This window comes from Nonomuraea sp. NPDC049709 (genome assembly GCF_040674815.1).
Classification (GTDB): domain Bacteria; phylum Actinomycetota; class Actinomycetes; order Streptosporangiales; family Streptosporangiaceae; genus Nonomuraea.
Genome location: NZ_JBFANM010000036.1, coordinates 1 through 22,847, shown reverse-complemented (window position 1 = coordinate 22,847; position 22,847 = coordinate 1). Strand labels below are relative to the sequence as shown.

20 protein-coding genes are annotated in these 22,847 nt (G+C 73.3%); 13 read left to right on the top strand and 7 right to left on the bottom strand.

Annotated elements, in window-relative coordinates:
• Positions 1-2 precede the first annotated feature (2 nt).
• From AB0J69_RS32320 to mnhG, 8 genes are all read left to right on the top strand, one after another.
• Positions 3-422 (top strand): SRPBCC family protein, encoded by a 420-nt coding sequence (locus tag AB0J69_RS32320; RefSeq protein WP_364124918.1) that lies wholly within the window; start codon positions 3-5, stop codon positions 420-422.
• Positions 423-902: 480 nt separating this feature from the next.
• Positions 903-2,093, top strand: a complete 1,191-nt coding sequence (locus AB0J69_RS32315; RefSeq protein WP_364124916.1) for an alpha/beta hydrolase — start codon at positions 903-905, stop codon at positions 2,091-2,093.
• Between the two features lie 139 nt (positions 2,094-2,232).
• Positions 2,233-4,998, top strand: a complete 2,766-nt coding sequence (locus AB0J69_RS32310; protein WP_364124913.1) for a Na+/H+ antiporter subunit A — start codon at positions 2,233-2,235, stop codon at positions 4,996-4,998.
• Positions 4,995-5,804, top strand: coding sequence for a Na(+)/H(+) antiporter subunit C (locus AB0J69_RS32305; RefSeq protein WP_364124911.1), 810 nt, complete (start codon positions 4,995-4,997; stop codon positions 5,802-5,804). The genes AB0J69_RS32310 and AB0J69_RS32305 overlap by 4 nt, the downstream gene beginning before the upstream one ends.
• Positions 5,805-5,807: 3 nt before the next feature.
• On the top strand, positions 5,808-7,376 hold the full coding sequence (locus AB0J69_RS32300; protein ID WP_364124908.1) for a Na+/H+ antiporter subunit D: 1,569 nt from the start codon (positions 5,808-5,810) through the stop codon (positions 7,374-7,376).
• A complete protein-coding gene (locus tag AB0J69_RS32295) occupies positions 7,373-7,936 on the top strand; it encodes a Na+/H+ antiporter subunit E (RefSeq protein ID WP_364124905.1) in 564 nt (187 codons plus the stop codon). Before AB0J69_RS32300 ends, AB0J69_RS32295 begins: the two co-directional genes overlap by 4 nt.
• Positions 7,933-8,205 carry a monovalent cation/H+ antiporter complex subunit F gene (locus tag AB0J69_RS32290; RefSeq protein WP_364124902.1) on the top strand — a complete coding sequence of 91 codons (273 nt, stop codon included), beginning with the start codon at positions 7,933-7,935 and terminating at the stop codon, positions 8,203-8,205. The genes AB0J69_RS32295 and AB0J69_RS32290 overlap by 4 nt, the downstream gene beginning before the upstream one ends.
• Positions 8,202-8,522 carry a monovalent cation/H(+) antiporter subunit G gene (gene mnhG, locus AB0J69_RS32285; RefSeq protein WP_364124899.1) on the top strand — a complete coding sequence of 107 codons (321 nt, stop codon included), beginning with the start codon at positions 8,202-8,204 and terminating at the stop codon, positions 8,520-8,522. Before AB0J69_RS32290 ends, mnhG begins: the two co-directional genes overlap by 4 nt.
• Here the strand turns inward: mnhG and AB0J69_RS32280 are convergent.
• Genes AB0J69_RS32280 through AB0J69_RS32265 form a run of 4 tightly spaced genes read right to left on the bottom strand, consistent with a single transcriptional unit; the run spans position 8,477 to position 12,502 of the window.
• A complete protein-coding gene (locus tag AB0J69_RS32280; RefSeq protein WP_364124896.1) occupies positions 8,477-8,968 on the bottom strand; it encodes a DUF6328 family protein in 492 nt (163 codons plus the stop codon). The two genes, mnhG and AB0J69_RS32280, sit on opposite strands and share 46 nt — an antisense overlap.
• Before the next feature lie 50 nt (positions 8,969-9,018).
• Positions 9,019-11,049 carry a xanthine dehydrogenase family protein molybdopterin-binding subunit gene (locus AB0J69_RS32275; protein WP_364124894.1) on the bottom strand — a complete coding sequence of 677 codons (2,031 nt, stop codon included), beginning with the start codon at positions 11,047-11,049 and terminating at the stop codon, positions 9,019-9,021.
• On the bottom strand, positions 11,046-12,017 hold the full coding sequence (locus AB0J69_RS32270) for a xanthine dehydrogenase family protein subunit M (RefSeq protein WP_364124891.1): 972 nt from the start codon (positions 12,015-12,017) through the stop codon (positions 11,046-11,048). Before AB0J69_RS32270 ends, AB0J69_RS32275 begins: the two co-directional genes overlap by 4 nt.
• Positions 12,014-12,502 carry a 2Fe-2S iron-sulfur cluster-binding protein gene (locus AB0J69_RS32265; protein ID WP_364124889.1) on the bottom strand — a complete coding sequence of 163 codons (489 nt, stop codon included), beginning with the start codon at positions 12,500-12,502 and terminating at the stop codon, positions 12,014-12,016. The genes AB0J69_RS32270 and AB0J69_RS32265 overlap by 4 nt, the downstream gene beginning before the upstream one ends.
• Before the next feature lie 104 nt (positions 12,503-12,606).
• Between AB0J69_RS32265 and AB0J69_RS32260 the strand changes: the two genes are divergently transcribed.
• Genes AB0J69_RS32260 through AB0J69_RS32250 form a run of 3 tightly spaced genes read left to right on the top strand, consistent with a single transcriptional unit; the run spans position 12,607 to position 17,246 of the window.
• Positions 12,607-13,752, top strand: a complete 1,146-nt coding sequence (locus AB0J69_RS32260; protein WP_364124885.1) for an acetate/propionate family kinase — start codon at positions 12,607-12,609, stop codon at positions 13,750-13,752.
• 49 nt (positions 13,753-13,801) lie between these two features.
• Positions 13,802-15,067, top strand: coding sequence for an erythromycin esterase family protein (locus AB0J69_RS32255; protein ID WP_364124882.1), 1,266 nt, complete (start codon positions 13,802-13,804; stop codon positions 15,065-15,067).
• A gap of 10 nt (positions 15,068-15,077) precedes the next feature.
• Positions 15,078-17,246: an ATP-dependent RecD-like DNA helicase gene (locus AB0J69_RS32250; RefSeq protein ID WP_364124880.1), complete on the top strand. Its 2,169-nt coding sequence runs from the start codon at positions 15,078-15,080 to the stop codon at positions 17,244-17,246.
• Between the two features lie 204 nt (positions 17,247-17,450).
• Here AB0J69_RS32250 and AB0J69_RS32245 read toward each other — a convergent pair whose 3' ends face one another.
• Entirely contained in the window at positions 17,451-20,375 is a 2,925-nt protein-coding gene (locus AB0J69_RS32245) for an FAD-linked oxidase C-terminal domain-containing protein (RefSeq protein ID WP_364124878.1), read from the bottom strand.
• Positions 20,376-20,627: 252 nt separating this feature from the next.
• Here AB0J69_RS32245 and AB0J69_RS32240 point away from each other — a divergent pair, with 252 nt between their 5' ends.
• Both AB0J69_RS32240 and AB0J69_RS32235 read left to right on the top strand, forming a co-directional pair.
• On the top strand, positions 20,628-21,170 hold the full coding sequence (locus tag AB0J69_RS32240) for an RNA 2'-phosphotransferase (RefSeq protein WP_364124875.1): 543 nt from the start codon (positions 20,628-20,630) through the stop codon (positions 21,168-21,170).
• Between the two features lie 330 nt (positions 21,171-21,500).
• The gene (locus AB0J69_RS32235; protein WP_364124872.1) at positions 21,501-21,695 is read left to right on the top strand and encodes a hypothetical protein; all 195 of its coding nucleotides are present in this window, start codon (positions 21,501-21,503) and stop codon (positions 21,693-21,695) included.
• Here AB0J69_RS32235 and AB0J69_RS32230 read toward each other — a convergent pair.
• The gene (locus AB0J69_RS32230; RefSeq protein ID WP_364124869.1) at positions 21,685-22,248 is read right to left on the bottom strand and encodes an NADAR family protein; all 564 of its coding nucleotides are present in this window, start codon (positions 22,246-22,248) and stop codon (positions 21,685-21,687) included. The two genes, AB0J69_RS32235 and AB0J69_RS32230, sit on opposite strands and share 11 nt — an antisense overlap.
• Before the next feature lie 4 nt (positions 22,249-22,252).
• Positions 22,253-22,847: WYL domain-containing protein (locus AB0J69_RS32225; RefSeq protein WP_364124867.1), on the bottom strand; the 595-nt coding region annotated here is incomplete at its 5' end.

Below are 22,847 nucleotides of genomic sequence, written 5' to 3'. Positions count from 1 at the left end.
GTATGGCGGAGTTCGAGGCGACCCGCGGGATGCCCGCGGAGAGCATGGTGGTGTTCGGCGTCGCGTCCGACGTGGAGATCATGGACCGCTGGCTGCCCCAGGGGCTGTCGGTGCATGACAGCGGCCCCGGCACGATCGAGGCGGACGGCTCGCTGGTGCCCGGTCCCGGGAAGCACGAGGGCCTGTTCCGCGCCGAGGAGGACCAGCTCCGGGTGGAGTGGGGCGGGCGTGACCATCCCGACTATTCGGGGTGGCTGCAGGTCTCCGACTCGGCCGCCGGGACCAGCGAGGTGACCGTGCACATCAGCCTCCTGGACGAGCCCGACTCGGGTGCCCGGGCCGATGAGGTGCGCGGGCTGCTGGACCGGTCGCTGGACCGGCTCGCCGAGGAGGTCCACCGACGCGTCTCCGACGCGAGCTGACCTCCCGGCATAGTGCCTCGCCGCACGGCCCGGCCCGGCGGCCGGCCGGTACGGCATGTCGCCTGATGCCCACGGCCGGGGGCCTGGCGGAACGACCGAGCCACTCAGGGCGCGCAGCGCCCCCGTGCGAGGTCCGCGGGGTCCGGGCCGACGGATGGACGCGCAGGTCAGCCGGGCCGTTCCCCGGCGGGTGACACTTCTTGCAAGGGATCTATTCCAGCGACTATAAAGGGCGCCGCAAGGTTTACCGCGCACCGTTCGAACATGCGACGCCTAATCAAAATCTTTACGCCTGTCATCGCGGGCCTGATCGCCCTGACGGGTTTGCCCGCCATGGCGCAGGCCACTGCCACCGACGGGCTCGACACTTATTACGGCCAGCGTCTTGCCTGGTCAGGCTGCGGCAACGGGTACGAGTGCGCGAAATTGTCAGTGCCACTCGACTATTCGAAGCCGAACGGAAAACGGATTAAGATCAGCATGGTCCGGCTCCCCGCCACCGGCAAGAAGATCGGCTCGGTCGTGCTCAATTTCGGCGGTCCCGGCGGGTCCGGCGTGACCGCCCTGAAAGCCGGCAAGGAAATCGTTTCCGCCGCCGTCCGGGAGCGGTTCGACGTCGTCAGCTTCGATCCGCGCGGCGTCGGCGCGTCCTCGCCGGTGCGCTGCCTGGGGACGCTCGACCTCGACGCCTACCACGCGCTCGACCCGACCCCGGACACCCGCGCCGAGGTCAGGCACTCGCGCCAGTGGGCCAAGATCTTCGCCAAGTACTGCGTGGCGAACTCCGGCAAGCAGCTGCTGTCCAAGGTCGGCACGGTGAACACGGCGCGGGACATGGACGTGATGCGGACCACGCTGGGTGACGCGCGCCTGACGTACCTGGGCTTCTCCTACGGCACCTATCTCGGCTCGATCTACGCGGACATGTTCCCGAAGCGGATCAGGGCGATGGTGCTGGACGGCGCCGAGGACCCGTCCCAGCACGCCGCGGAGTTCGTCCAGGACCAGGCCCGCGGGTTCCAGGTGGCGACGACGTCGTTCCTGCGGGACTGCTTCAAGGCCAGGAACTGCCCGTTCCGCAAGCACGACGTCAAGGCGGCGCTGAAGCAGCTCGACAAGCTCTACCGGCGGGCCGACACGGCGCCGCTGCGCAACGTGTACGACGGCAGGCAGGTCACCGAGGCCGTGGTGCGCGGCGCCGTGCAGTTCTCCATGTACCAGACCGCCAGCTGGCCCAGCCTGCGGCAGGCCCTGACGGACGCGTTCAAGGGCGACGGCAGCAAGCTGCTGCTGCTGGCCGACGCGGGCAACGGGCGGACGATCGGCGGCCGTTACGACAACAGCTTCGAGGCCCTGGTGGCCATCAACTGCGTCGACCACCCGGAGAACCCCTGCCCGTACTGGCCGGTCAAGGGCACCCGCTACCCGAAGAAGGTGCACGCCAAGGGCTCGCCGCCGATCGTGGTCGTGGGCACGACGCGTGACCCGGCGACGCCGTACAAGCTGGCCAAGGCGCTGGCCGCGCAGCTGTCGAACGGCGTGCTGCTCACCCACGACGCCGACGGCCACACCGGCTACCGCAAGGGCTCGGCCTGCCTGGACCGCAAGGTCGACCAGTACCTGATCACGACCAGGGCCCCGCTCGCGGGGACCTGTAACGACCAGGCCTGAAGCACGCGAAACGGCCAGTCCCACACCTCGGTGTGGGACTGGTGTCGTTCGGGTCAATCCCGGTCGCGCCTGTGTGGCGGTGGTGGCGCGGTGGGGGAGATTGGGCGGGCGTAGCCGGAAATTCCCGTCCGAGGAGCCCATGGAGTCGCTGCTGATCCTGCACGCGGCCGTGGCTGCCTGCGCTCCCTGGCTGGCCGCCCGGCTGGGGCGCGCCTCGTTCGCCCTGCTGGCCGTCCCGCCGGCCGCCGCGTTCTGCTACGCCGGCCGGCTGGCGCTGCGCGGTCTGCCCGCCCGGGAGAGCACGACGTGGGCGCCGGCGCTGGGCATGGAGCTGTCCTTCCGCGCGGATCCGCTGACCGTGCTGATGATGTCGCTGGTCACCGGGGTCGGGGTGCTGGTGCTGTGCTACAGCGCCCGGTACTTCGCGGCGGGCGACGAAGCGCTCGGCCGCTACGGCGGCGCGATGGTGGCGTTCGCGGGGTCGATGCTGGGGCTGGTCACCGCCGACGACCTGCTCCTCCTGTACGTGTTCTGGGAGCTGACCACCGTCTTCTCCTACCTGCTGATCGGCTACGACCCCATGAGCCGGATGAGCCGGCAGGCCGCGATGAAGGCGCTGACGGTCACCACGTTCGGCGGCCTGGCCATGCTCGCCGGGTTCGTGCTGGTCGGCCAGGCGGCGGGCTCCTACCAGGTGTCGGAGATCGTCGCCCGTCCGCCGGACCTGGCGCCGGCCGCCGTCGTGCTGGTGCTGACGGGGGCGCTGGCGAAGTCGGCGATCTTCCCGTTCAGCACGTGGCTGCCCGCGGCGATGGCCGCGCCCACGCCGGTGTCGGCGTACCTGCACGCGGCCGCCATGGTGAAGGCCGGCGTCTACCTGCTGGCCAGGCTGGGCCCCGCGTTCGGCGACCTGGCGCTGTGGCGGGCGGTGGCGGTGCCGCTCGGCCTGGTGACGATGCTGCTGGGCGGGTGGCGGGCGCTGCGGGAGAACGATCTGAAGCGGCTGCTGGCCTACGGCACGGTCAGCCAGCTGGGGTTCCTCGTGGTGCTGTTCGGCTCGGGGAACGAGGGCGCGGCGCTGGCGGGCGTGGGCATGGTGCTGGCGCACGCGCTGTTCAAGGCGGCGCTGTTCCTGGTGGTGGGCATCGTCGATCACGCGGCGGGCACCCGGGACCTGGGCGAGCTGAGCGGCGTGGGCCGGGCGATGCCGTGGGTGTGCGGGGTCGCGGTGCTGGCGGGGGCCTCGATGGCGGGGCTGCCGCCGCTGGTGGGGTTCGCCGGGAAGGAGGCGGCGCTGGAGGCGCTGCTGGGCGCGCCGCTCACGCTGGCGGGCGTGGTGACGGGCTCGGCGCTGACGGCGGCGTACACGCTGCGCTTCCTGTGGGGTGCCTTCGTCGACAAGCCGGGCAAGCCGGCGCGGCAGGTGCACCCGGTGCCGGCGGCCATGTTCGCCCCGGCCGCGCTGCTGTCGGTGCTGGGGCTCGCGTTCGCGCCCCTGACCTCCTGGTACGAGGGCGCGATGTCCGGCTACACCGGCACGTTCACCGACCCGGGGCACCCCTCCCACCTGGCGCCGTGGAGCGGTTTCACGCCGCCGCTGCTGCTGTCGGCGGCGGCCCTGGCGGGCGGGGTGGTGCTGTTCCTGGCCCGGGAGCCGGTGGCGCGGGCGGGGACGGCGCTGCACGTGCTCGACTCCAGCCAGGTCTTCTGGTCGGCCGTGCGGCGGCTGGACCGGTTCGCCATCCAGCTCACCGGCTTCATCCAGCGCGGCTCCGTGCCCGACTATCTGCTGCTGACACTGCTGGTGACGGTCGGGGTGGGGCTGTTCTCCCTCCTGCACGGCGGCGGACCCCACCTGGACGTGCCGGTCGTCGCCTGGCAGCGGCCCGAGCAGCCCGTCGTGGTCGTGCTGCTGGCGGCCGCGGCCGTGCTGGCGCTGTTCTCCCGCGCGTACATCCTGCTGGCCCTGATCATCGGCCTGACCGGCTACGGCACCGCGCTGCTGTTCCTCGCGCACGGCTCGCCCGACCTGGCGCTGACGCAGTTCCTGGCCGAGACGCTGAGCCTGGTGGTGTTCGCGCTGGTGCTGCGGCGGCTGCCGATCGAGCCGGACCGGGGGCGGCTGCCGATCCCGTTCCGGCTCGGGGTGGGGCTGGCGTTCGGGGTGGTGGTCACGGGCGCGGGCATGCTGGCGATGGCCGCGCGCAGCGAGCAGCCGGTCGGCGCGCTGATGGGCCGGGCGGCCGAGCAGGCCGGGGCGCGCAACATCGTCAGCGCGATCATCCTCGACATCCGCGCGTGGGACACGCTGGGCGAGAGCGCGGTGCTCATCGTGCTCACGCTGGGTGTGACGAGCCTGGTGTTCCTGCGGCGCAGGTCGTACAGCATCGAGCGAAGCGAGGCCGGGCACCGTCCCGCGGAGCGCACGCACTGGCTGGCGGCCACGCTGCCGCGCGGGCAGCGGGCGCTGGCGTTCGAGGTGGCGGCGCGGCTGACCTTCCACACGGTGCTGGCGTTGTCGGTATTCCTGCTGTTCATCGGGCACAGCGGAGTCGGCGGCGGGTTCGCGGGCGGCATCGTGGCCGGGCTGGCGATCACCGTGCGCTACCTGGCGGGCGGCCGGAACGAGCTGGCCGCGGCCGTGCCGGTGCACGCGGGCGTGCTCATGGGGGCCGGGCTGACGCTGTCGGCGGGGACGGCGCTGATCGGGCTGCTGTTCGGGTCGGCGGCGCTGGAGATGCTGGCCACGGACGTGGCCGTGCCGGTGCTCGGACATGTGCACGTGTCCACGGGACTGCTGTTCGACCTCGGCGTGTACGTGTCCGTGGTCGGCATGGTCCAGGACGTGCTGCGCGGCCTGGGCGCCGAGCTGGACCGGCAGATCGACGCCGAGGAGAGCTCGTGAGCCTGTCCCTGGTGCCGTTCGCGGCCTGCTGCGTGATGATCACCGTCGGGGTGACGCTGCTGCTGGAACGCAGCCTGGTACGGGTGCTGGCCGGCGTCATCGTGCTGGGCAACGGGGTGAACCTGCTGATCGTCACCTCCGGCGGCAGTGCGGGCGGCCCGCCCTTCACCGACGCACCGGGGTTCGCCGACCCGCTGCCGCAGGCCATGGTGCTCACCGCCATCGTGATCACCCTGGGTGTGACGGCGTTCCTGCTGGCCCTGGTGCACCGCTCGTGGCAGCTCACCGGCAGCGACGAGGTCCAGGACGACACCGAGGACCGGCGGGTGCGGCTGCGCGCGCGGCGCGGCGAGCTGGGCGACGCCGTACGCGCCCGGCGGGACGCCTACCGGCGGCTGGTCACCGAGCAGCGGGCCGAGCTGGCCCACCTGGAGGCCGAGCAGGCCGAGCGGGAGCGGCTGGAGGAGGCCGACCTGGAGCGGCGCATCTCCCGGGTGCACGAAGAGCTCGACCGGTGGATGCGCGGGCTCAGGCAGGAGGGGGTGTCGGAGGAGGAGCTGCAGCGCCGTTTCGAGGAGGTGGGGCTGCGCGCGGGCTGGGACGCCATGGACAACGCCGAGCGTATCGAGCAGCTGCGCGAGCAGCACGAGCGGGGGCGGGAGGAGCAGGCGGCCCGGGAGAAGCAGCTGCGCCGCAAGCTCAAGGCCCGCCAGCGGGACGCGCGCAGGCAGATGCGCGCGGCCATCCGGGAGGAGCGCGAGCGGCAGGCCCTCGCGCAGGACCCCGAGCTGGAGGGCGAGGACTGACCCATGGAGAGCCCGATCACGCTGGAGAGCCTCGTCTGCGTGCCGGTGATGCTGCCGCTGCTGGCCGCCGGGGTGAAGCTGGCGATCGGCGGGCGGCTGCGCCGGCTGCAGTCGCTCATCAGCCTCGTCACGCTGGGCATCTCGCTGGCGGTGGCGGTGGTGCTGATGGTCGCGGCCGACGCGCACGGCCCGCTGGTGACCGAGCTGGGCGGCTGGCCGTCGCCGATCGGCATCTGCCTGGTGGCCGACCGGCTCTCGACGCTGGTGCTCGTCGTGTCCTCGGCGGTGACGCTGTGCGTGATGGCGTACTCGGTGGCCAACGCCTACGACGAGCAGGAGCACGACGCCCCGATGGCGATCTTCCATCCGGCGTTCCTGGTGATGGTGGCGGGGGTGGCGGACGCGTTCCTGTCAGGGGACCTGTTCAACCTGTTCGTGGCGTTCGAACTGCTGCTGAGCGGCTCGTACGTGCTGCTGACGTTCGGCGGCACGGACTCCAGGATCCGGGCGGGCGCCACGTACACGCTGATGGCCCTGGCCTCGTCGATGTTGTTCCTGATCGCGCTGGCCGTCACCTACGCCGCCACCGGGACGCTGTCGATGGCGCAGCTCGCCCAGCGCTTCGCCACGCTGCCCGAGCAGGTGAAGCTGCTGGTGGAGCTGACGCTGCTGCTGGCGTTCGCGATCAAGGCGGCGATCTTCCCCATGTCGGCCTGGCTGCCCGACTCCTACCCGACCGCGCCCGCCCCGGCCACGGCGGTGTTCGCCGGGCTGCTCACCAAGGTCGGCGTGTACTCGATCATCCGCCTGGAGGCGCTGCTGTTCCCCGGTGGGCCGGTCTCGACGCTGCTCATGTGGGTCGCGCTGGCCACCATGCTCGCGGGGGTGCTGGGCGCGGTGGCGCAGACGGACATGAAACGGATGCTCTCCTTCACGCTGGTCAGCCACATCGGGTACATGGTCTTCGGCGTGGCCCTGTCCACGCTGGCCGGCATGGCGGGGGCCATCTTCTACGTGGTGCACCACATCACCGTGCAGACGAGCCTGTTCCTGGTGACGGGGATGGTCGAGCGGCGGACCGGCACCACGTCGGTGACCCGGCTGGGCGGGCTGATGAGGGCGACGCCGCTGATCGCCGTGCTGTTCTTCGTGCCGGCCATGAACCTGTCGGGCATCCCGCCGATGTCGGGGTTCCTGGGCAAGCTGATGCTGGTGCAGGCCGGGCTGGCGGCCGGGGGGTGGCTGCCGGTCACGCTGGTGGTCGGGGGCCTGGTGACGAGCCTGCTCACGCTGTACGCGGTGGCCAAGACGTGGGGCAAGGCGTTCTGGCGCGGCCCGCGCTCGGACCGGGTGGGCCGGGTGCTGGAGAGCGAGGAGTACACCGGTGAGGAGCCCACCGTGACGACGGCCACGCTGCCGGCGGCGCTGCCGCTGTCGGTGGTGGCGCTGGTCGCGCTCGGGTTGTCGTTCACGGTGCTGGCGGGGCCGCTGTCGGCGCTGGCGCAGCGGACGGCGGGCGAGCTGCTGGCCCGCGAGCCGTACATCTCGGCGGTGCTGGAGGGGCGGCCATGAGGCGGGACGTCCCTGGAGGCGAGCCCGTGCGGCGGGAGGCCCTGGCGCCTCGGGTGCTCGGCCGGCGGGTGCCGCTGCCGCTGGTGGCCTGGCTGGCGCTGGTGTGGGTGATGTTGTGGGGCGACCTGTCGGCGGGCAACGTGCTGGGCGGGCTGGTGACCGGGCTGGTGGTGACGTGGCTGCTGCCGCTGCCCGTCCTCGATCCCGGCATCCGGGTGCGCCCGGTGGCGCTCGTCAGGTTCCTGCTGTGGTTCGGCTGGGACATGGTGATCTCGACCGTGCGGGTGGTGTTCTGGGTGGCGCATCCGGGGGCGCCGCCGACGCAGATCGTCCGGGTGCCGCTGCGTACGTCGTCCGAGGCCCTGACCGTGATGATCATCGTCGCGCTGTCCACCGTGCCCGGGAGCCTGGTGCTGGAGAGGTACCCCGGGGAGCTGCTGGTGCACGTGCTGGGCCGGCCAGGCGACGTCGCCGAGGCCGTGCGGGCGGACATCGCGGGGCTGGAGTCGCGCATCGTGGCGGCGTTCGGCACCCGCCGGGATCGGGAGGAGCTGCCGTGACGGCGGTGTACCTGGTGACGCTCGTCCTGCTCGGGTGCGGGGCGGCCGCCTCGCTGTGGCGGGCGGGGCGCGGGCCGTCGATGCTGGACCGGGCGGTGGCGCTGGACGTGTTCACGTCGTTGTCGATGTGCGGGGTGGGGGCGTTCGCCGTGGCCAGGGACGACTATTCGGACCTGCCGATCCTGCTGGTGCTGTCGCTGCTGGGGTTCGTCGGGTCGGTGTCGCTGGCCCGGTTCTTCGCGGACCGGACCGGAAGGGGGCCGCGATGAGCGCGCTGGAGGTGGCGGAGGGCGTCTGCCTGCTCCTGGGGGCGGCGCTGGCGCTGTCGGCCGGGGCGGGGCTGGTGCGTTTCCGCACCACGCTGGACCGCATGCACGCCGGCACGAAGCCGCAGGTGCTCGGCGTGCTGCTGGTGCTGCTGGCCATGTGGCTGCACCGGCCCACCTGGTCGAACGCCGGGCCGTTGCTGCTGGTGGCGATCTCCCAGGTGATCACGGTGTCGGTCGCGGCCTACATGATCGCCCGGGCCGCGTACGGGCGTCAGTCGTCGGACGACGACACCGGGCTCCCGTCCGACGAGGACTGATCCGACCGGTTGAGCGCCGGCTGGCCGAACCAGGTCCACAGCGCCAGCACGGCCAGGGCGCCCGCGGTGATCCAGGCCAGCGTCGCGTCGAAGAGGTAGTCGATCACGAACATCGTGGACGTGGTCATCGACACGGCCAGGGCGAGCGCGCCGAGGATGCCGTAGAGGTTGGAGCGGCGTACCAGCGTCTCCTTGCGGCCCTGCCGGAACAGCACGCGGTGCTGGGCGGTCGGCGCGATGTAGCAGATCGACGCGATCGCGGCGCTGACCAGCGCCGCGTAGTACAGCCAGCGGTCGACCTGGTCCAGCCGGGCGAACCCGGAGGAGAAGGGCACGGTGAGCAGGAACGCGAACAGCACCTGCACGCCGGTGACCGCCACGCGCGCGCCCTGGAGCAGCTCGACGAAATTGCGATCCGCGCGCTCCTGGTCCGACTCGTTCTTCACGCCGCCTCCCGCCAGTCAACGAGAGACTTCCTCTTCCTTGCCAAGAGCGGCTAAAACCTCGGCAGGAGGATCTTCGCCGGCGTAATGGGCAACTCACGGATGCGGCGGCCGGTGGCATGGTGGACGGCGTTGCCGATCGCGGCCGCCGTCCCGACGATGCCGATCTCGCCGATGCCCTTGCTGCCCATCGGGTTGAGCTCGCCGTCCTGCTCGTCCAGCCAGACCGCCTCCACGTCCGGTACGTCGGCGCACGCGGGCACGTGGTACTGGGCCAGGTCGCGGTGCAGGAAGCCGCCGAACTCCTCGTCGGTGAGCGTCTCCTCCATCAGCGCCATGCCCAGGCCCATCGTCATGCCGCCGATGAACTGCGACCTGGCCAGCTTGGCGTCCACGATGTGCCCGGCGGCGAACACGCCCAGCAGCCGCGAGACGCGCACCTCGCCGGTCACGGAGCTGACGCGGACCTCGGCGAACTGGGCGCCGAAGGCGTGCCGGGCCAGCCGGGCGTCGCCCTTGATCTCCTCCGTGGTGTCGGCGCGGCCCTCCTTGCCGTCGCGCCGCAGCTCCTCGCAGGCCCGCACGACCGCCGAGCCCCACGAGGCCGTGCCCATGGAGCCGCCGGCGACGGGCGCGTCCGGCAGGTCGCTGTCGCCCAGCTCGACGTGCACCCGCTCGGGGGCGACGCCGAGCGCGCCGGCCGCGATCCTGGTCAGCGCCGTACGCGCGCCGGTGCCGATGTCCGCGGCGGCCACCTGGACGAGGAAGTCGCCGTCCCGCACGGTGGCCACGGCCTTGCACGGCAACCGCCTGGCCGGATAGGTCGAGGCGGCCACACCGGTGCCGACCAGCCACTCCCCCTCGCGCCTGATCCCCGGCTCCGGGTCGCGGTGCTCCCAGCCGAACCGGTGGGCGCCCTCGCGCAGGCAGCCGACCAGGTTGCGGGAGCTGAACGGCAGGCCGCTGTCCGGCTCGGTCTCCGGGTCGTTGATGACGCGCAGCTCGACCGGGTCCAGGCCGGCGGCGTAGGCCAGCTCGTCCATGGCGGACTCCAGCGCGTACATGCCGGGGCACTCCCCCGGGGCGCGCATCCACGACGGGGTGGCCACGTCCAGCCGGACGAGCCGGTGCGCGGTGCGCAGCGCGGGCGTGCCGTACATGACGCGCGACGGGGTGGCGGTCTGCTCGGCGAACTCGACCAGGGTGGAGCTCTGCTCGTACGCCACGTGCTCCAGCGCCGTGAGCCGGCCCTCGGCGTCCGCGCCGAGCCGCACCCGCTGGATCGTCGGCGTGCGGTAGCCGGTGACGTCGAACATCTGCTGCCGGGTCAGCACGATCTTGACCGGGCGGCCCACCGCCCTGGCGGCGATCGCGGCCAGCACGGCCTGCGGCCGCGTGGTCCCCTTGGAGCCGAACCCGCCGCCCACGTGCCTGGCCACCACGCGCACCCGGTCCGGCGGCAGGTCCAGGGTCTTGGCGATCATGTCGCGGCTGATCGAGGAGCCCTGCGCGGTGTCGTACACCAGCAGCCTGCCCTCCGCGTCCCAGAGCGCCAGCGCCGCGTGCGGCTCCATCGGGTTGTTGTGGAGGACGGGCGTCTCGTAGGTGACGTCGACCGTGGTCGCGGCGGCGGCGAGCCCCTCCTCGACGTCGCCGTGCCCGGTGTCGGAGGGGAAGTTCGGGTTGACGACCTCGGGCCGGTAGAGGCCGGGGTGCTCGGGGTGCAGGCGCACGTCGTGGTCGTCGGGGTCGTAGTCGACGCGGAGGGCCGCGGCGGCGGCGCGGGCGTTCTCGTAGGTGTCGGCCACGACGGCGGCGACGAGCTGGCCCCGGTAGGCGACCTCGCGGCGCTGGAACAGGGCCAGCTCCGGGTCGGCGTCCTCGGCCAGGTCGGGCGGGTCCTCGCAGGACAGCACGGCCAGCACGCCGGGCATCTCCAGCGCCGGGCCGCTGTCCACGCGCTTGACGCGGCCCTTGGCGATGCGCGACTGCACGGGGTAGGCGTAGGTGACGCCCTCGGCCGGGTATTCGGCGGCGTACGTGGCCAGCCCCGTGACCTTGACGCGGCCCTCGATGCGGTTCACGATGCCAGCTCCTCCAGCGTGGAGACGATCAGGTTGCGGGCCAGCGGCACCTTGAAGGCGTTGCGCGGCAGCGGGTGGGCCTGCTCCAGCTCGGCCTCGGCGGCCTGGAGGAACGCCTCACCGGTCGCCGGCCCGCCGATGATCGCCCGCTCGGCCCGCTCGGCCCGCCAGGGGGCGTGCGCGACCCCGCCGAGCGCGATGCGGCAGCCGGTGACGACGCCGTCGGAGCCCACGTCGAGCACGGCGGCGATGGACACCAGCGCGAACGCGAACGACGCCCGCTCGCGCACCTTCCGGTAGACCGAGGCCCCCGGGGGCGGCGGCGGCAGCTCCACCGCGGTGATCAGGTCGCCGGGCGCCAGCACGGTGTCGCGCTCCGGCTCCTCGCCGGGCAGGCGGTGCAGGCCCGGTATGGGGATGATGCGGTCGCCGCCCGGGCCGGTGACGTGCACCTCGGCCTCCAGCGCGGCCAGGGCGACGGCCATGTCCGAGGGGTGGGTGGCCACGCAGGAGCCGGAGGTGCCGAGGACGGCCAGGTTGCCGTGGTCGCCGGCGATCGCGGGGCAGCCGGAGCCGGGGCGGCGCTTGTTGCAGGGTCTGGTCACGTCCTGGAAGTACGCGCAGCGGGTGCGCTGCAGCAGGTTGCCGCCGACCGTCGCGACGTTGCGCACCTGGCCGGAGGCGCCGGTCAGCACGGCTCTGGCCAGCATGGGATAGCGGCTGCGGACGAGAGGGTCGGCCGCCAGGTCGGTGTTGCGCACGGTGGCGCCGACGCGGACGCGGTCGCCGACGGGCTCGATGGCGTCGAGCGGCAGGCGGCTGACGTCGAGGAGGCGCTCGGGCTCGGCCACGCCCAGCCGCATGAGGTCGACCAGGTTGGTGCCGCCGCCCAGGTACATGGTGCCGGGGGCGAAGTCGCGCACGGCCTCCGCGGGGCTGCCGGCGCGGGCGTACTCGAAGGGTTTCACCGGGCCACCTCGCCGATCGCGCCGACGATGTTGACGTACGCGCCGCACCGGCACAGGTTGCCGCTCATCCGCTCTCTGATCTCCTCGGGAGTCAGGTCCGGATCGACGAGGATGTCCTCGGTGACGGCGCTCGGGCCCGGCTCCCCCAGCATCCCGGCCGCCGAGCAGAGCTGGCCCGGCGTGCAGTAGCCGCACTGGAAGGCGTCGTGCTCGATGAACGCGGCCTGCAGAGGGTGCAGGTCCTCGCCCCTGGCCAGCCCTTCCACGGTGGTGACCTCCGAGCCGTCCACCGCTACCGCCAGCGCCAGGCAGGAGTTGGCCCGCCGCCCGTCGATCAGGACCGTGCAGGCGCCGCACTGGCCGTGGTCACACCCCTTCTTGGCGCCGATGAGCCCCAGCCGTTCGCGGAGCAGGTCGAGCAGCGACATTCGCGGATCCACGTCCACCGTGCGGGACACGCCGTTCACCTGCAGGGTGATTTCCATGGCGCACGACTACCCGAGCTCCAGGAGAGGCAACCCCTGAGCGGGGTAAAGCCGGGGCGGCCGTTCGTCCGTTTTGTGAAGACGGTCGGGGGTAGCCGGGCGGCATGGGCCGGGCAATGGACGAGCAGGTGGCGGAGTCGGCGGCGATACTCACCGTCAACGCCGGTTCGTCCAGCCTGCGTCTCGACCTCGTCCAGGGCGGCAGCGTGCTGGACAGCGCGCACGCCGAGCGGGCCGTCGACCCCGGATCGGCCAGGGAGGAGCTGTCGGCGTTCCTCGGCGGCCACTTCGACCGCGACGTCAGGGCGGTGGCGCACCGGATCGTGCACGGCGGCGACCTGCTGCGCGCGCCCGCGGTGGCCGACGACGAGACGGCCGCGGCGCTGTCGCGCCTGACGAGCCTGGCGCCGCTGCACCTGCCGCCGGCGCTGGCCCTGCTGGAGGCGGCCCGCGAGCAGCTCCCGGCCGTGCCGCACGTGCTCTGCCCCGACACCGCCTTCCACGCCGACCTGCCGGACGCCGCCGCCGTCTACGCCCTGCCGCACGAGTGGCGCGAGCGGTACGGCCTGCGCCGCTACGGCTTCCACGGCCTGTCCTACGCCTGGGCCGCCGACCGGGTGGCCGAGCTGCTCGGCCGCCCGGCCGCCGAGCTCGACCTCGTGCTGACGCACCTGGGCGGCGGCTGCTCGGTGTGCGCGCTGTCGGGCGGGCGCAGCCTGGACACCTCGATGGGGTTCACGCCGCTGGACGGGCTGCCCATGAGCAAGCGCTCGGGCGGCGTTGACCCCGGGATGCTGGTGTGGCTGCTGTCGCAGGGTCACCTGTCGGTGGACGAGCTGGGCGAGGGGCTCGAACGCCGCTCCGGGCTGCTGGGCCTGTCGGGAGGACGCTCCGGGGACACGCGGGAGCTGGTGGCGGCCGAGCGGGACGGCGACGAGGCGGCCGGGCTGGCGCTGCGGGTGTTCGCCCACCGGGTCAGCCGGGAGATCGCCGCGGCGGCCACCTCGCTGCGGCGGATCGACGCGCTGGTGTTCACCGGGGAGATCGGCTGGGACCAGCCGGAGGTGCGCGAGGCCGTCTGCCGCCGCCTCGGCCTGCTCGGGGTGCGGCCCCCGGTCCGGGGCAACCGGCCCGACGACGGGCCGGTCAGCGCGTACGACGCCGCCGTACCCGTGCTGGTGGTCCAGGTGCGCGAGGAGCTCCAGCTCGCCCGCGAATGCCTGCGGATGCTCGCGGAGGAGGGCCCATGACCTCCCGCACGGCCCCGTCGGCTCGCGCGCCCCTCTCGGAGGAGGACCCATGACGAACCAGGACGAGGTGCGCCGTGCGGCGCTGCCGCTCACCGGCCCCGGCGACCTCGGCCCGCTGCTCGAACGCGTCGGCGAGGCCAGGTTCGTGCTGATCGGCGAGGCCAGCCACGGCACGCACGACTTCTACGCCTGGCGGGCCGAGCTGACCCGGCGCCTGATCGCCGAGAAGGGCTTCGGTTTCGTCGCCGTCGAGGGCGACTGGCCTGACTGCGAGCGGGTCAACCAGGCCGTCACCACCGGCGCCGACCCCTTCGACGCGCTGTACGGCTTCGAGCGCTGGCCCACCTTCATGTGGGCCAACGAGGAGGTCGCGGACTTCTGCCGCTGGCTGAGCCGCTGGAACGCCGAGCGCCCGCCCGGCGAGCGCTGCGGCTTCCACGGCCTGGACGTCTACAGCCTCTGGGACTCCCTGCGCGCCCTGCGCCGCTACGCCGCCGCCCACCTGCCGGACCAGGTGGAGACCGTGATGGAGGCCCTGTACTGCTTCGAGTCCTACGGCCACGACCCCCAGCAGTACGGCCTGGTCAGCCGCCTGATCCCCGAGACCTGCGAGGACGAGGTGGTGAACCTGCTGGCCGCGGTGGCCGGCACGGCGCCGGGGGGCGCGGGCGGCTTCGGCGTCCGGCAGAACGCCGAGGTCGTGGCCGGGGCCGAGCGCTACTACCGGGCCATGGTGGGCGGCGGCCCCGACTCCTGGAACATCAGGGACGTCCACATGGCCGACACCCTCGACCGGCTGGCCGAGCACCATCAGGCCAAGGGCGTGGTGTGGGCGCACAACACGCACATCGGCGACGCGCGGGCCACGGACATGGCCGCCGCCGGGATGACCAACCTCGGGCAGCTCGCCCGCGAGCGGCACCACGAGGACGTCGTGCTCGTGGGCTTCGGCAGCCACCGCGGCACGGTGGTGGCCGGTGACCGGTGGGGCGCGCAGCACCACGTCATGCCGGTCCCGCCGGCGCGCCCGGCCTCCCTGGAGGCGTTCCTGCACGAGGCCCTCCCGGGCCAGGACGCGCTGTTCCTGGTGCCACCCTCCGGCCTGCGGGCCGACTGGTACGACGAGCCGATGGGGCACCGGGCGATCGGCGTCGTGTACCACCCGGACCGCGAGCGCTGGGGCAACTACGTGCCGACGATCGTGGGCCGCCGCTACGACGCCTTCCTCTGGATGGACGAGAGCCGGGCGGTGCACCCGCTGCACGGCGAGCCCTGGGGCGAGGCCGAGCCCCGGACGTTCCCGACCGCCATGTGACCGATTGTCGGTGACGGATGGTTGGATCTCCCCTGTGGAGGCGTCCGTCGAGCAGCTCGTCTACGTCCGGGAGGACGAATACACCGTCGCGCGCATGAGCGCCGACGGCGTGCCCGACTTCGTGGCGACCGGGCGGGCGCTGGCCGGGGTGCAGCCGGGCGAGACGCTGCGGCTGTTCGGCGACTGGAGCCGGCACGCCCGTCACGGCCGCCGCTTCGCCGTGACCGGGTGCGAGCGGGTGACGCCGTCGTCGGTCCGGGCGATCCGCATCTACCTGGGGTCGGGGCTGATCAGGGGGATCGGGCCGCGGCTGGCGTACGCGATCGTCGACCACTTCGGCGAGGCCACGCTCAAGGTCATCGACGGCGAGCCCGAGCGGCTCACCGAGGTGGTCAACATCGGGCCGCTGCGGCAGGCGCAGATCGTCGAGGCGTGGCGGGAGCAGAAGTCCATCGCGGCGCTGATGGTGACGCTGCAGGGGCTCGGCGTCAGCCCGCTGCTGGCCGCCAAGATCTACCAGGTGTTCGGGCAGGACGCCGACGAGGTCCTGGCCGCCGACCCCTACCGGCTCATCGGTCGGGTCAGGGGCATCGCGTTCCGCATCGCCGACCGGATCGCCCTGCAGTCCGGGGTGCCCGAGCGCAGCCCGCAGCGGGTCAAGGCGGCGCTGCTCGACCGGCTGGAGGCGGCCGGCAGCCGCGACGGGCACTGCTTCGTGCCGGTCGCCACGCTGGTCAGGGAGACGGCCGAGCTGATCGAGCAGGACCAGGACCTGGTGCGGCCGATGGTCGACGCGCTGGTGGCCGACCGGCGGGTGGTCGTGGAGGCGGCGCCCGACCAGCCGGGGCAGGTGCCGGGACAGACGGTCGCGTACGCCAAGCACGTGCACAGCCGGGAGGTGGCGCTCACCGCGCAGCTCACCGCGCTCATGGAGGCCCGCTCGACGCTGCCGCTGCGCTCCTTCCGGGAGGACCCCGGGCTGCACGACGACCAGCGGGCCGCCGTCACCATGGCCCTGACCAGCACTGTCTCGATCATCACGGGCGGCCCCGGGTGCGGCAAGAGCCACACGGTCAAGGCCATCGCGACCACCGTGCGCGCGGCCGGTGGCACGGTCACGCTCACGGCGCCCACCGGCAAGGCCGCCAAGCGGCTGTCGGAGCTGACCGGGCTGCCCGCGATGACCGTGCACCGCATGCTGGCCCAGCAGCCCGACCCCGACCCGGAGACGCTGTTCGACGAGCGGCCCTCGCAGGCCGACCTGATCGTGGTGGACGAGGCGTCCATGCTCGACCTCCACCTGGCCACCCGCCTCACCGCCGCCGTGCGGCCCGGCAGCCACCTGCTCCTCATCGGCGACGGCGACCAGCTCCCCAGCATCGGTCCCGGCGACGTCCTGGCCGACCTGCTGCGCGTCACGGCGATCCCCCGGGTCCAGCTCACCCACGTCTTCCGGCAGGCGAGCGGCAGCGGCATCATCGACGCCGCCCACCGCATCCGCGCCGGCCGGCTGCCGGCGACGCCGGGCGGGGGCGGGTTCTGGTTCGAGGAGCTCGACGATCCCGAGCAGGTGGCGCGGCGGGTCGCGCACCTGGCGATGGTGGGCATCCCGCGCAAGCAGAACGTCGAGCCGGACCAGGTCCAGGTGCTGTGCCCGATGCGCAAGGGCGAGACGGGCGCCACGACGCTCGGGCGGCTGATCCAGGACCAGCTCAACCCGGCCGCCGACGACAAGGCCGAGCACTGGTCGGGGGCCACGGTGTTCCGGGTGGGCGACCGGGTGATGCCGATCCGCAACAACTACGACAAAGGAGTCTTCAACGGGGAGACGGGGACGGTGACGGCGGTGGTGCGGGAGGAGCGGGTGGTCGAGATCCGGACGGACGACGGGGAGAGCGTGCGTTACGGGTTCGACGAGCTCGACGACCTGACGCATGCGTACGCGATCAGCGTGCATCGGTCGCAGGGCAGCGAATACCCGTTCGTGGTGGCGCCGATCGTGGCCGAGTCCGGGGGGATCATGCTGCGGCGCAAGCTGCTGTACACGCTGGTGACACGGGCCAAGGCGTGGGTGGTGCTGGTGGGGCAGCGGGAGGCGCTGGAGCTCGCGGTCCACCGGCTCGGCCACCGCCGCAACACCGGCCTGTCCCGCCGCCTCTCCCTGACCCTCGACCCCTGACCGGCCACCCCGTCGCTCACGTGAGGCGCCCGCCGGGGTAGCCCCAGCCCCGCCCGCCTGCCGACGAACCGTCGCGACGGAAGCCGCCCCCTGAGCCGACGCACGGCCCGCGCAAGCCGTACGCGGGCGCCCCGGGGGGACGCAGGCGGGGGCGGAGCCGGGCGGGCAACGGGGCGGCGCGACCGGCATGGAGCGTGCGGTGGCCTATGGGCGGGAGAGAGCGGTGGAGAGGAGCTCGGCGAGGTGGCGGCCCTGGCGGCCGGTGCCGGCGGCGGCGATCTGGGTGCGGCAGGAGAAGCCGTCCGCCAGCAGCGCCTCCTCCCCCGCCGACCGCACCGCCGGCCACAGCCCCTCCTCCGCGCACGCCACGGACACGTCATAGTGCTCCCGCTCGAACCCGAAGTTCCCGGCCTGCCCGCAGCACCCGGAGTCGAGCACCCGCGTACGGATCCCGAACCGGTCCAGCACCGCCCGGTCCGCGTCGTACCCCATGACGGCGCTCTGATGGCAGTGCACCTGCGCCACCGCCGACCCGCCGGCGGAGGCCGGCTGCCAGTCGGGGGCGCGGTCCTCCAGCAGCTCGGCCAGCGTGAGCGTGCGCTCGGACAGCAGCCGCGTCTGCGGCGTGTTGAGCAGTTCGGGCCCGTCGGAGCGGAACACGGCGGTGCAGCTCGGTTCCAGCCCCACCACCGGCACCCCCGCCTCGGCCCACGGCGTCAGCGCCCGGACGCTGCGCGACAGCACCCGGCGGGCGATCCCGAGCTGCCCCGTCGAGATCCACGTCAGCCCGCAGCACAGCGCCACCGGCGGCACCAGCACCTCGAACCCGGCCGTCTCCAGCACGTTCACCGCGGCCCGGCCGACGCGCGGGTCGAAGTTGTTGGTGAACGTGTCCGCCCACAGCACCACCCGTCCCCGCGTGCCCGACGGTGAGGCGCCACGCCGCCGGAACCAGTCGGTGAACCGCTCCTCGGCGAACCTCGGCAGCTCCCGCCGCGCCGCGACCCCGGCGGCGGCCTTGACCAGCCGCGACAGCACCGGCAGGTGGGTGACGGCGTTCACCGCCCCGGGCGCCGCCGCGGCGAGCGCCGCCCACAGCGGCAGCCAGCCCATCGAGTAGTGCGCGACCGGCCGGAGCCTGTGCCGGTAGTGGTGGGCGAGGAACTCGGCCTTGTACGTGGCCATGTCCACGTTCACCGGGCACTCGGCCCGGCAGCCCTTGCACGCCAGGCACAGGTCGAGCGCGTCGCGCACGGCCTCGGACCGCCAGCCGTCGGCGATCAGGTCGCCGCGTACCATCTCCTCCAGCAGCCGGGCCCGCCCGCGCGTGGAGTGCTCCTCCTCGCGGGTCACCCGGTAGCTGGGGCACATCACGCCGCCCTCGAACGTGTGCTTGCGGCACTTCCCGATCCCGACGCAGCGGGTGGCGGCGTGCCCGAAACGGCCGTGGTCGTCCGGGTAGTCGAAGAACGTGTGCCGGGGCTCCAGGGGGTAGAAGTGCCGCTGGGCGAGGTCCTGGTCGAGGCGGTGCGGGTGGACGACCTTGCCGGGGTTCATCCGGTCGCGGGGGTCGAAGATGGCCTTGAGCCGGCCGAAGGCCCCGACCACGGCCTCGCCGAACATGCGCGGCAGCAGCTCGGCCAGCGCCTGCCCGTCGCCGTGCTCGCCCGACAGCGACCCGCCGTAGGCGGCGACCAGGTCGGCGGCCTCCTCGGCGAACCTGCGGTAGTTGGCGATCCCGTCGTCGGTGTGCAGGTCGAGCGGGAGCCTGCCGTGCACGCAGCCCTGCCCGAAGTGGCCGTACAGGGCCGATTCGCGGTAGCCGTGGCGGCGCCGCAGCCGGTCGTAGTCGCGCAGGTAGGCACCCAGCCGCGCGGGCGGGACGGCCGCGTCCGACCAGCCCTCGTACGTCTGCCGCCCCGTCGGCGGGTACGCCTCCACGCCCAGCCCCGACTCCCGCAGCCGCCACAGCCGGTCCTCCCTGGCGGGGTCGCCCAGGAACGCGTGCGTGGGCGGCGGTGTCCCGTCGTTCCGGGCGGACCGGCCGGACAGCTCGCGCATCATCTCCTCGGCCCGCTCGCGCGCCTCGTCGGGCGTGTCCCCGCCGAACTGCACCAGCAGCCACCCCGCCCCCGGGGGCAGGTCGCGCAGCGCCGGGTCGTGCGGGTGCTCGGCGCGGGCCAGCCGGTACATCGTCTCGTCCATGGCCTCCAGCGCCAGCGGCCGGTGCGCGGCCACGGCGGGCACCGCGTCGGCGGCGGCGAAGATGTCCTCGAACCCGAGCACGGCCAGGGACCGGGCGGCCGGGACGGGCACCACGGCCAGCTCCGCGCGCAGCACGGTGACGAGCGTGCCCTCGCTGCCGACGAGGGCGCGGGCGAGGTTGAAGCCGTTCTCGGGCAGGAGCTGGTCGAGGTTGTAGCCGGACACGCGCCGCTCCAGCCGGGGGAAGCGGGTGCGGACCAGCTCCATGGTGTCGTCGCGCAGGTCGCGCAGCTGCCGGTAGATCTCGGCCAGGCGCCCGCCCTCGGCCTGGATCCGGGCGTACTCCTCCTCACCGGTCGGCCCCACCCACGCGCGCACGCCGTCGTAGGTGAGGATCTCCAGCCGCAGCACGGAGTCCGCCATCTTCCCGTACGCCTGCGCGGACGCACCGCACGAGTCGTTGCCGATCATGCCGCCGATCGTGCAGGTCGGATGGCTGGACGGCTTGGGGCCGACCATCAGCCCGTCCGGCGCGAGCACGTGGTTGACCGCGTCCAGCACCGCCCCGGCCTGCACCGTGACCCGCCGCCGCGCCACGTCCACGGCCTCGACGTGCCCGCAGTGCTTGGACCAGTCGATCACCACGGCCGCGTTGCAGCACTGCCCGGCCAGGCTGGTGCCGCCGCCGCGCGACAGCACCGGGACGTCGCCGGCCCGGCACACCGCCACCGCCACCGCCCCGGCGTCGAGGTCGCGGGGCACCACCACGCCGATCGGGGGCTGCCGGTAGTTGGAGGCGTCGGTGGCGTAGGCGGCGCGGGTGCCGGCGTCGAAGCGGACCTCGCCGTCCACGGCCTCCTCCAGACGCCGGCTCAGCGCCTCGACGTCGATCTCGCGTGGCCGGGGCGTGTGGGTGACGGGCATACTGACCAGGCTGTCCATGCCCGGGCCCGTACCCCGGCCGGCTCAGCCGGGCCCCAACGACACGCCAAGCCACGCCCCGGTTTCCGTACGGGCCTCGTGGCGATCATCACGTGCCACAATGAGATGAAATGTCAGCCGATTGCCGCGCGGTCACCGGGAGACGGTCTCACGTCGGTGGGACGCGGCGGAACGTCGAGACGCATTGGTCATCGGGTTGGCGGCGGGGGGCCGGGCGCGGCAGCATGGCACCTGATGGATGAACGGAGAATGGTACGCGTCTCGAAATACCTCGCCAGGCACCTGCGGCACGACCCGCAGCGCATCGGCCTCACCCTTGACGCCGGCGGCTGGGTGGAGGTGGAGGAGCTGCTCCGGGCGGCGGCCGAGCACGGGTTCACGATCACGCCGGAGGAGCTGAAGGAGGTCGTGGCGGCCAACGACAAGCGCCGCTACGCGATCGAGGACGGCCGGATCCGGGCCAGCCAGGGGCATTCGGTGCCCGTGGAGCTCGACCTGCCCGCGCTGGAGCCGCCCGAGGTGCTCTACCACGGCACCGTCGGGCGCTTCGTGACCGCGATCAGGCGGGAGGGCCTGCGGCCGATGAGCCGGCACCACGTGCACCTGTCGCCCGACCGGGAGACGGCCACCCGGGTGGGGGCGCGGCGGGGCGCTCCGGTGGTGCTGGTGGTGGCCGCCGGGATGATGCACGCCGACGGGCACGTCTTCCGGCGCAGCGCCAACGGGGTGTGGCTGGCCGACCACGTCCCACCTGGCTATTTGCGCTTCCCGTCCTGACGCGGGCGGGAGCTCGGCTGGGGTTGTCCCTAGGGCGTTCCCGGAGGCGGGCCCAGGAGACGGGCGATTAGCGTGACTGCCGACCCCGTTCGGGGCGACCGTGCGCCGGAAACCGTCCGGCGGTGGAGGTCTCCATGGCTCAGGCACCATTCGCCCAGGGAGACGCGCGGCAGTTCGGGGACTATTGGCTGGGACGACAGCTCGGCTCCGGCGGCCAGGGCGTCGTCTACGAAGCCTACGATCCGGCCGGTACGCGGGTGGCCATCAAGCTGCTGCGATTCGACCGCGCGGAAAGCGGCGACGTCGGGATACGTCACCATCAGCTACAGCGTGGTGAGCACCGATTTCAACGACCCCGACGATCACGGCAGGACGTACCGGCACGGGTACCCGCCGACGAAGGGCTTCCCCCAGGGCAACGGCTGGTTCACCGTCACCACCGGCCACTACCCGAACCGCAGATGGCGGGCCCGCTACGTCAACTCGCCGTCCGACTACAGCAAGTGGACCGGGGTCATCCCGTAGCCAGGCGGGCGCGGGCGGCCATGAGCGCGAAGCCGAGCAGGTTGAGCCCCCGCCAGCCGGCCGGCGAGGCGGCGCGCTGGTCGTCGGCGGTCAGGCCGATGCCCCACACCCGGTCCTGCGGGCTGGCCTCCACCAGGATCCGGTTCCCGGTGCCCAGGAGGTAGTCGGCGAGTGGCGGGTGCTGGCCGAACTTGGCCACGTTCCCGCGCACCACGATGTCGAAGCGGTGCCGCTGCCACGTCGCCTCGTCGAAGCCCCGTACGGTGCGGCCGAGCGCCTTGGCCTTGCCCGGGTGCCCGGTCGCGAGGATCGCGGCCGCGCTCTCCTCGTCGCCGGACAGCCACGCCTTGTGCGCCATCATGTAGTGCTCGGCGGAGGCGTACGTGTGCCCGTCCTCGGTGAAGGTGACCGGCCACCACTGGCTCAGGCACCCCGGGCCGACACTGCCGTCGCGGGCGGGCTGGTGGCCCCAGAAGTACACGTACTTGAGGCGTTTCCCGGCCCGCTCGGCGGCGACCAGTTCCTCGACGGTGAGGGGAAGCTCGTCAGACATCCCCTTACCGTCCCATACCGCCCGCCGCCCTCCTGAGCCGGTCGGAGAGTTCGCGCAGCACCGGCCCCAGCTCCGGCGGCTCCAGGACCTCGAAGTCGAAGCCCTTGGCCGCGACGTGCACCGCCAGCTCGTCCAGGTGATTCGAGCCGGCCAGGAACAGGCAGGTTTGCGCGTCCACCGCCTCCAGCCGCCCGGCGCCCGGCGAGGTGCGGGGCGCGACCGCCTCCAGCGGCGCGTGGAACAGGACGCGGGCCTGGTAGCGGTAGGGGGCCGAGGTGATGGAGCGCGACACGTACGCGGCCACGTCCTCCTGCGGCAGCGGCCGGGGCGTGAAGCGGGCCCCCGGCAGCCCGGGCGGCCCCTCGATCCGGTCCACCCGGAACGTCCGCCAGTCGTCCTTGCCCACGTCCCACGCCAGCAGATACCACCGGCGCGGCGTGTGCACCAGCCGGTGCGGCTCCACCTCCCGCTCCGAGACCCCGTCGCGCCCCCGGTAGCGCAGCCGCAGCCGCCGCCGGTCGCGGCAGGCGGCGGCGACGGCGGTCAGCAGGTCGGCGTTCACCGCCGGGCCGGCCGCCCCGGCCAGCGGCACCGTGGCG

Bases quoted from the DNA above. Each gene is read 5' to 3' on its own strand.
- AB0J69_RS32245 (WP_364124878.1), bottom strand. From the start codon at position 20,375: ATGCCCGTCACCCACACGCCCCGGCCACGCGAGATCGACGTCGAGGCG.
- AB0J69_RS32320 (WP_364124918.1), top strand. From the start codon at position 3: ATGGCGGAGTTCGAGGCGACCCGCGGGATGCCCGCGGAGAGCATGGTG.
- AB0J69_RS32315 (WP_364124916.1), top strand. From the start codon at position 903: ATGGTCCGGCTCCCCGCCACCGGCAAGAAGATCGGCTCGGTCGTGCTC.
- AB0J69_RS32300 (WP_364124908.1), top strand. From the start codon at position 5,808: ATGGAGAGCCCGATCACGCTGGAGAGCCTCGTCTGCGTGCCGGTGATG.
- AB0J69_RS32255 (WP_364124882.1), top strand. From the start codon at position 13,802: ATGACGAACCAGGACGAGGTGCGCCGTGCGGCGCTGCCGCTCACCGGC.
- AB0J69_RS32230 (WP_364124869.1), bottom strand. From the start codon at position 22,248: ATGTCTGACGAGCTTCCCCTCACCGTCGAGGAACTGGTCGCCGCCGAG.
- AB0J69_RS32295 (WP_364124905.1), top strand. From the start codon at position 7,373: ATGAGGCGGGACGTCCCTGGAGGCGAGCCCGTGCGGCGGGAGGCCCTG.
- mnhG (WP_364124899.1), top strand. From the start codon at position 8,202: ATGAGCGCGCTGGAGGTGGCGGAGGGCGTCTGCCTGCTCCTGGGGGCG.
- AB0J69_RS32260 (WP_364124885.1), top strand. From the start codon at position 12,607: ATGGGCCGGGCAATGGACGAGCAGGTGGCGGAGTCGGCGGCGATACTC.
- AB0J69_RS32310 (WP_364124913.1), top strand. From the start codon at position 2,233: ATGGAGTCGCTGCTGATCCTGCACGCGGCCGTGGCTGCCTGCGCTCCC.
- AB0J69_RS32265 (WP_364124889.1), bottom strand. From the start codon at position 12,502: ATGGAAATCACCCTGCAGGTGAACGGCGTGTCCCGCACGGTGGACGTG.
- AB0J69_RS32240 (WP_364124875.1), top strand. From the start codon at position 20,628: ATGGATGAACGGAGAATGGTACGCGTCTCGAAATACCTCGCCAGGCAC.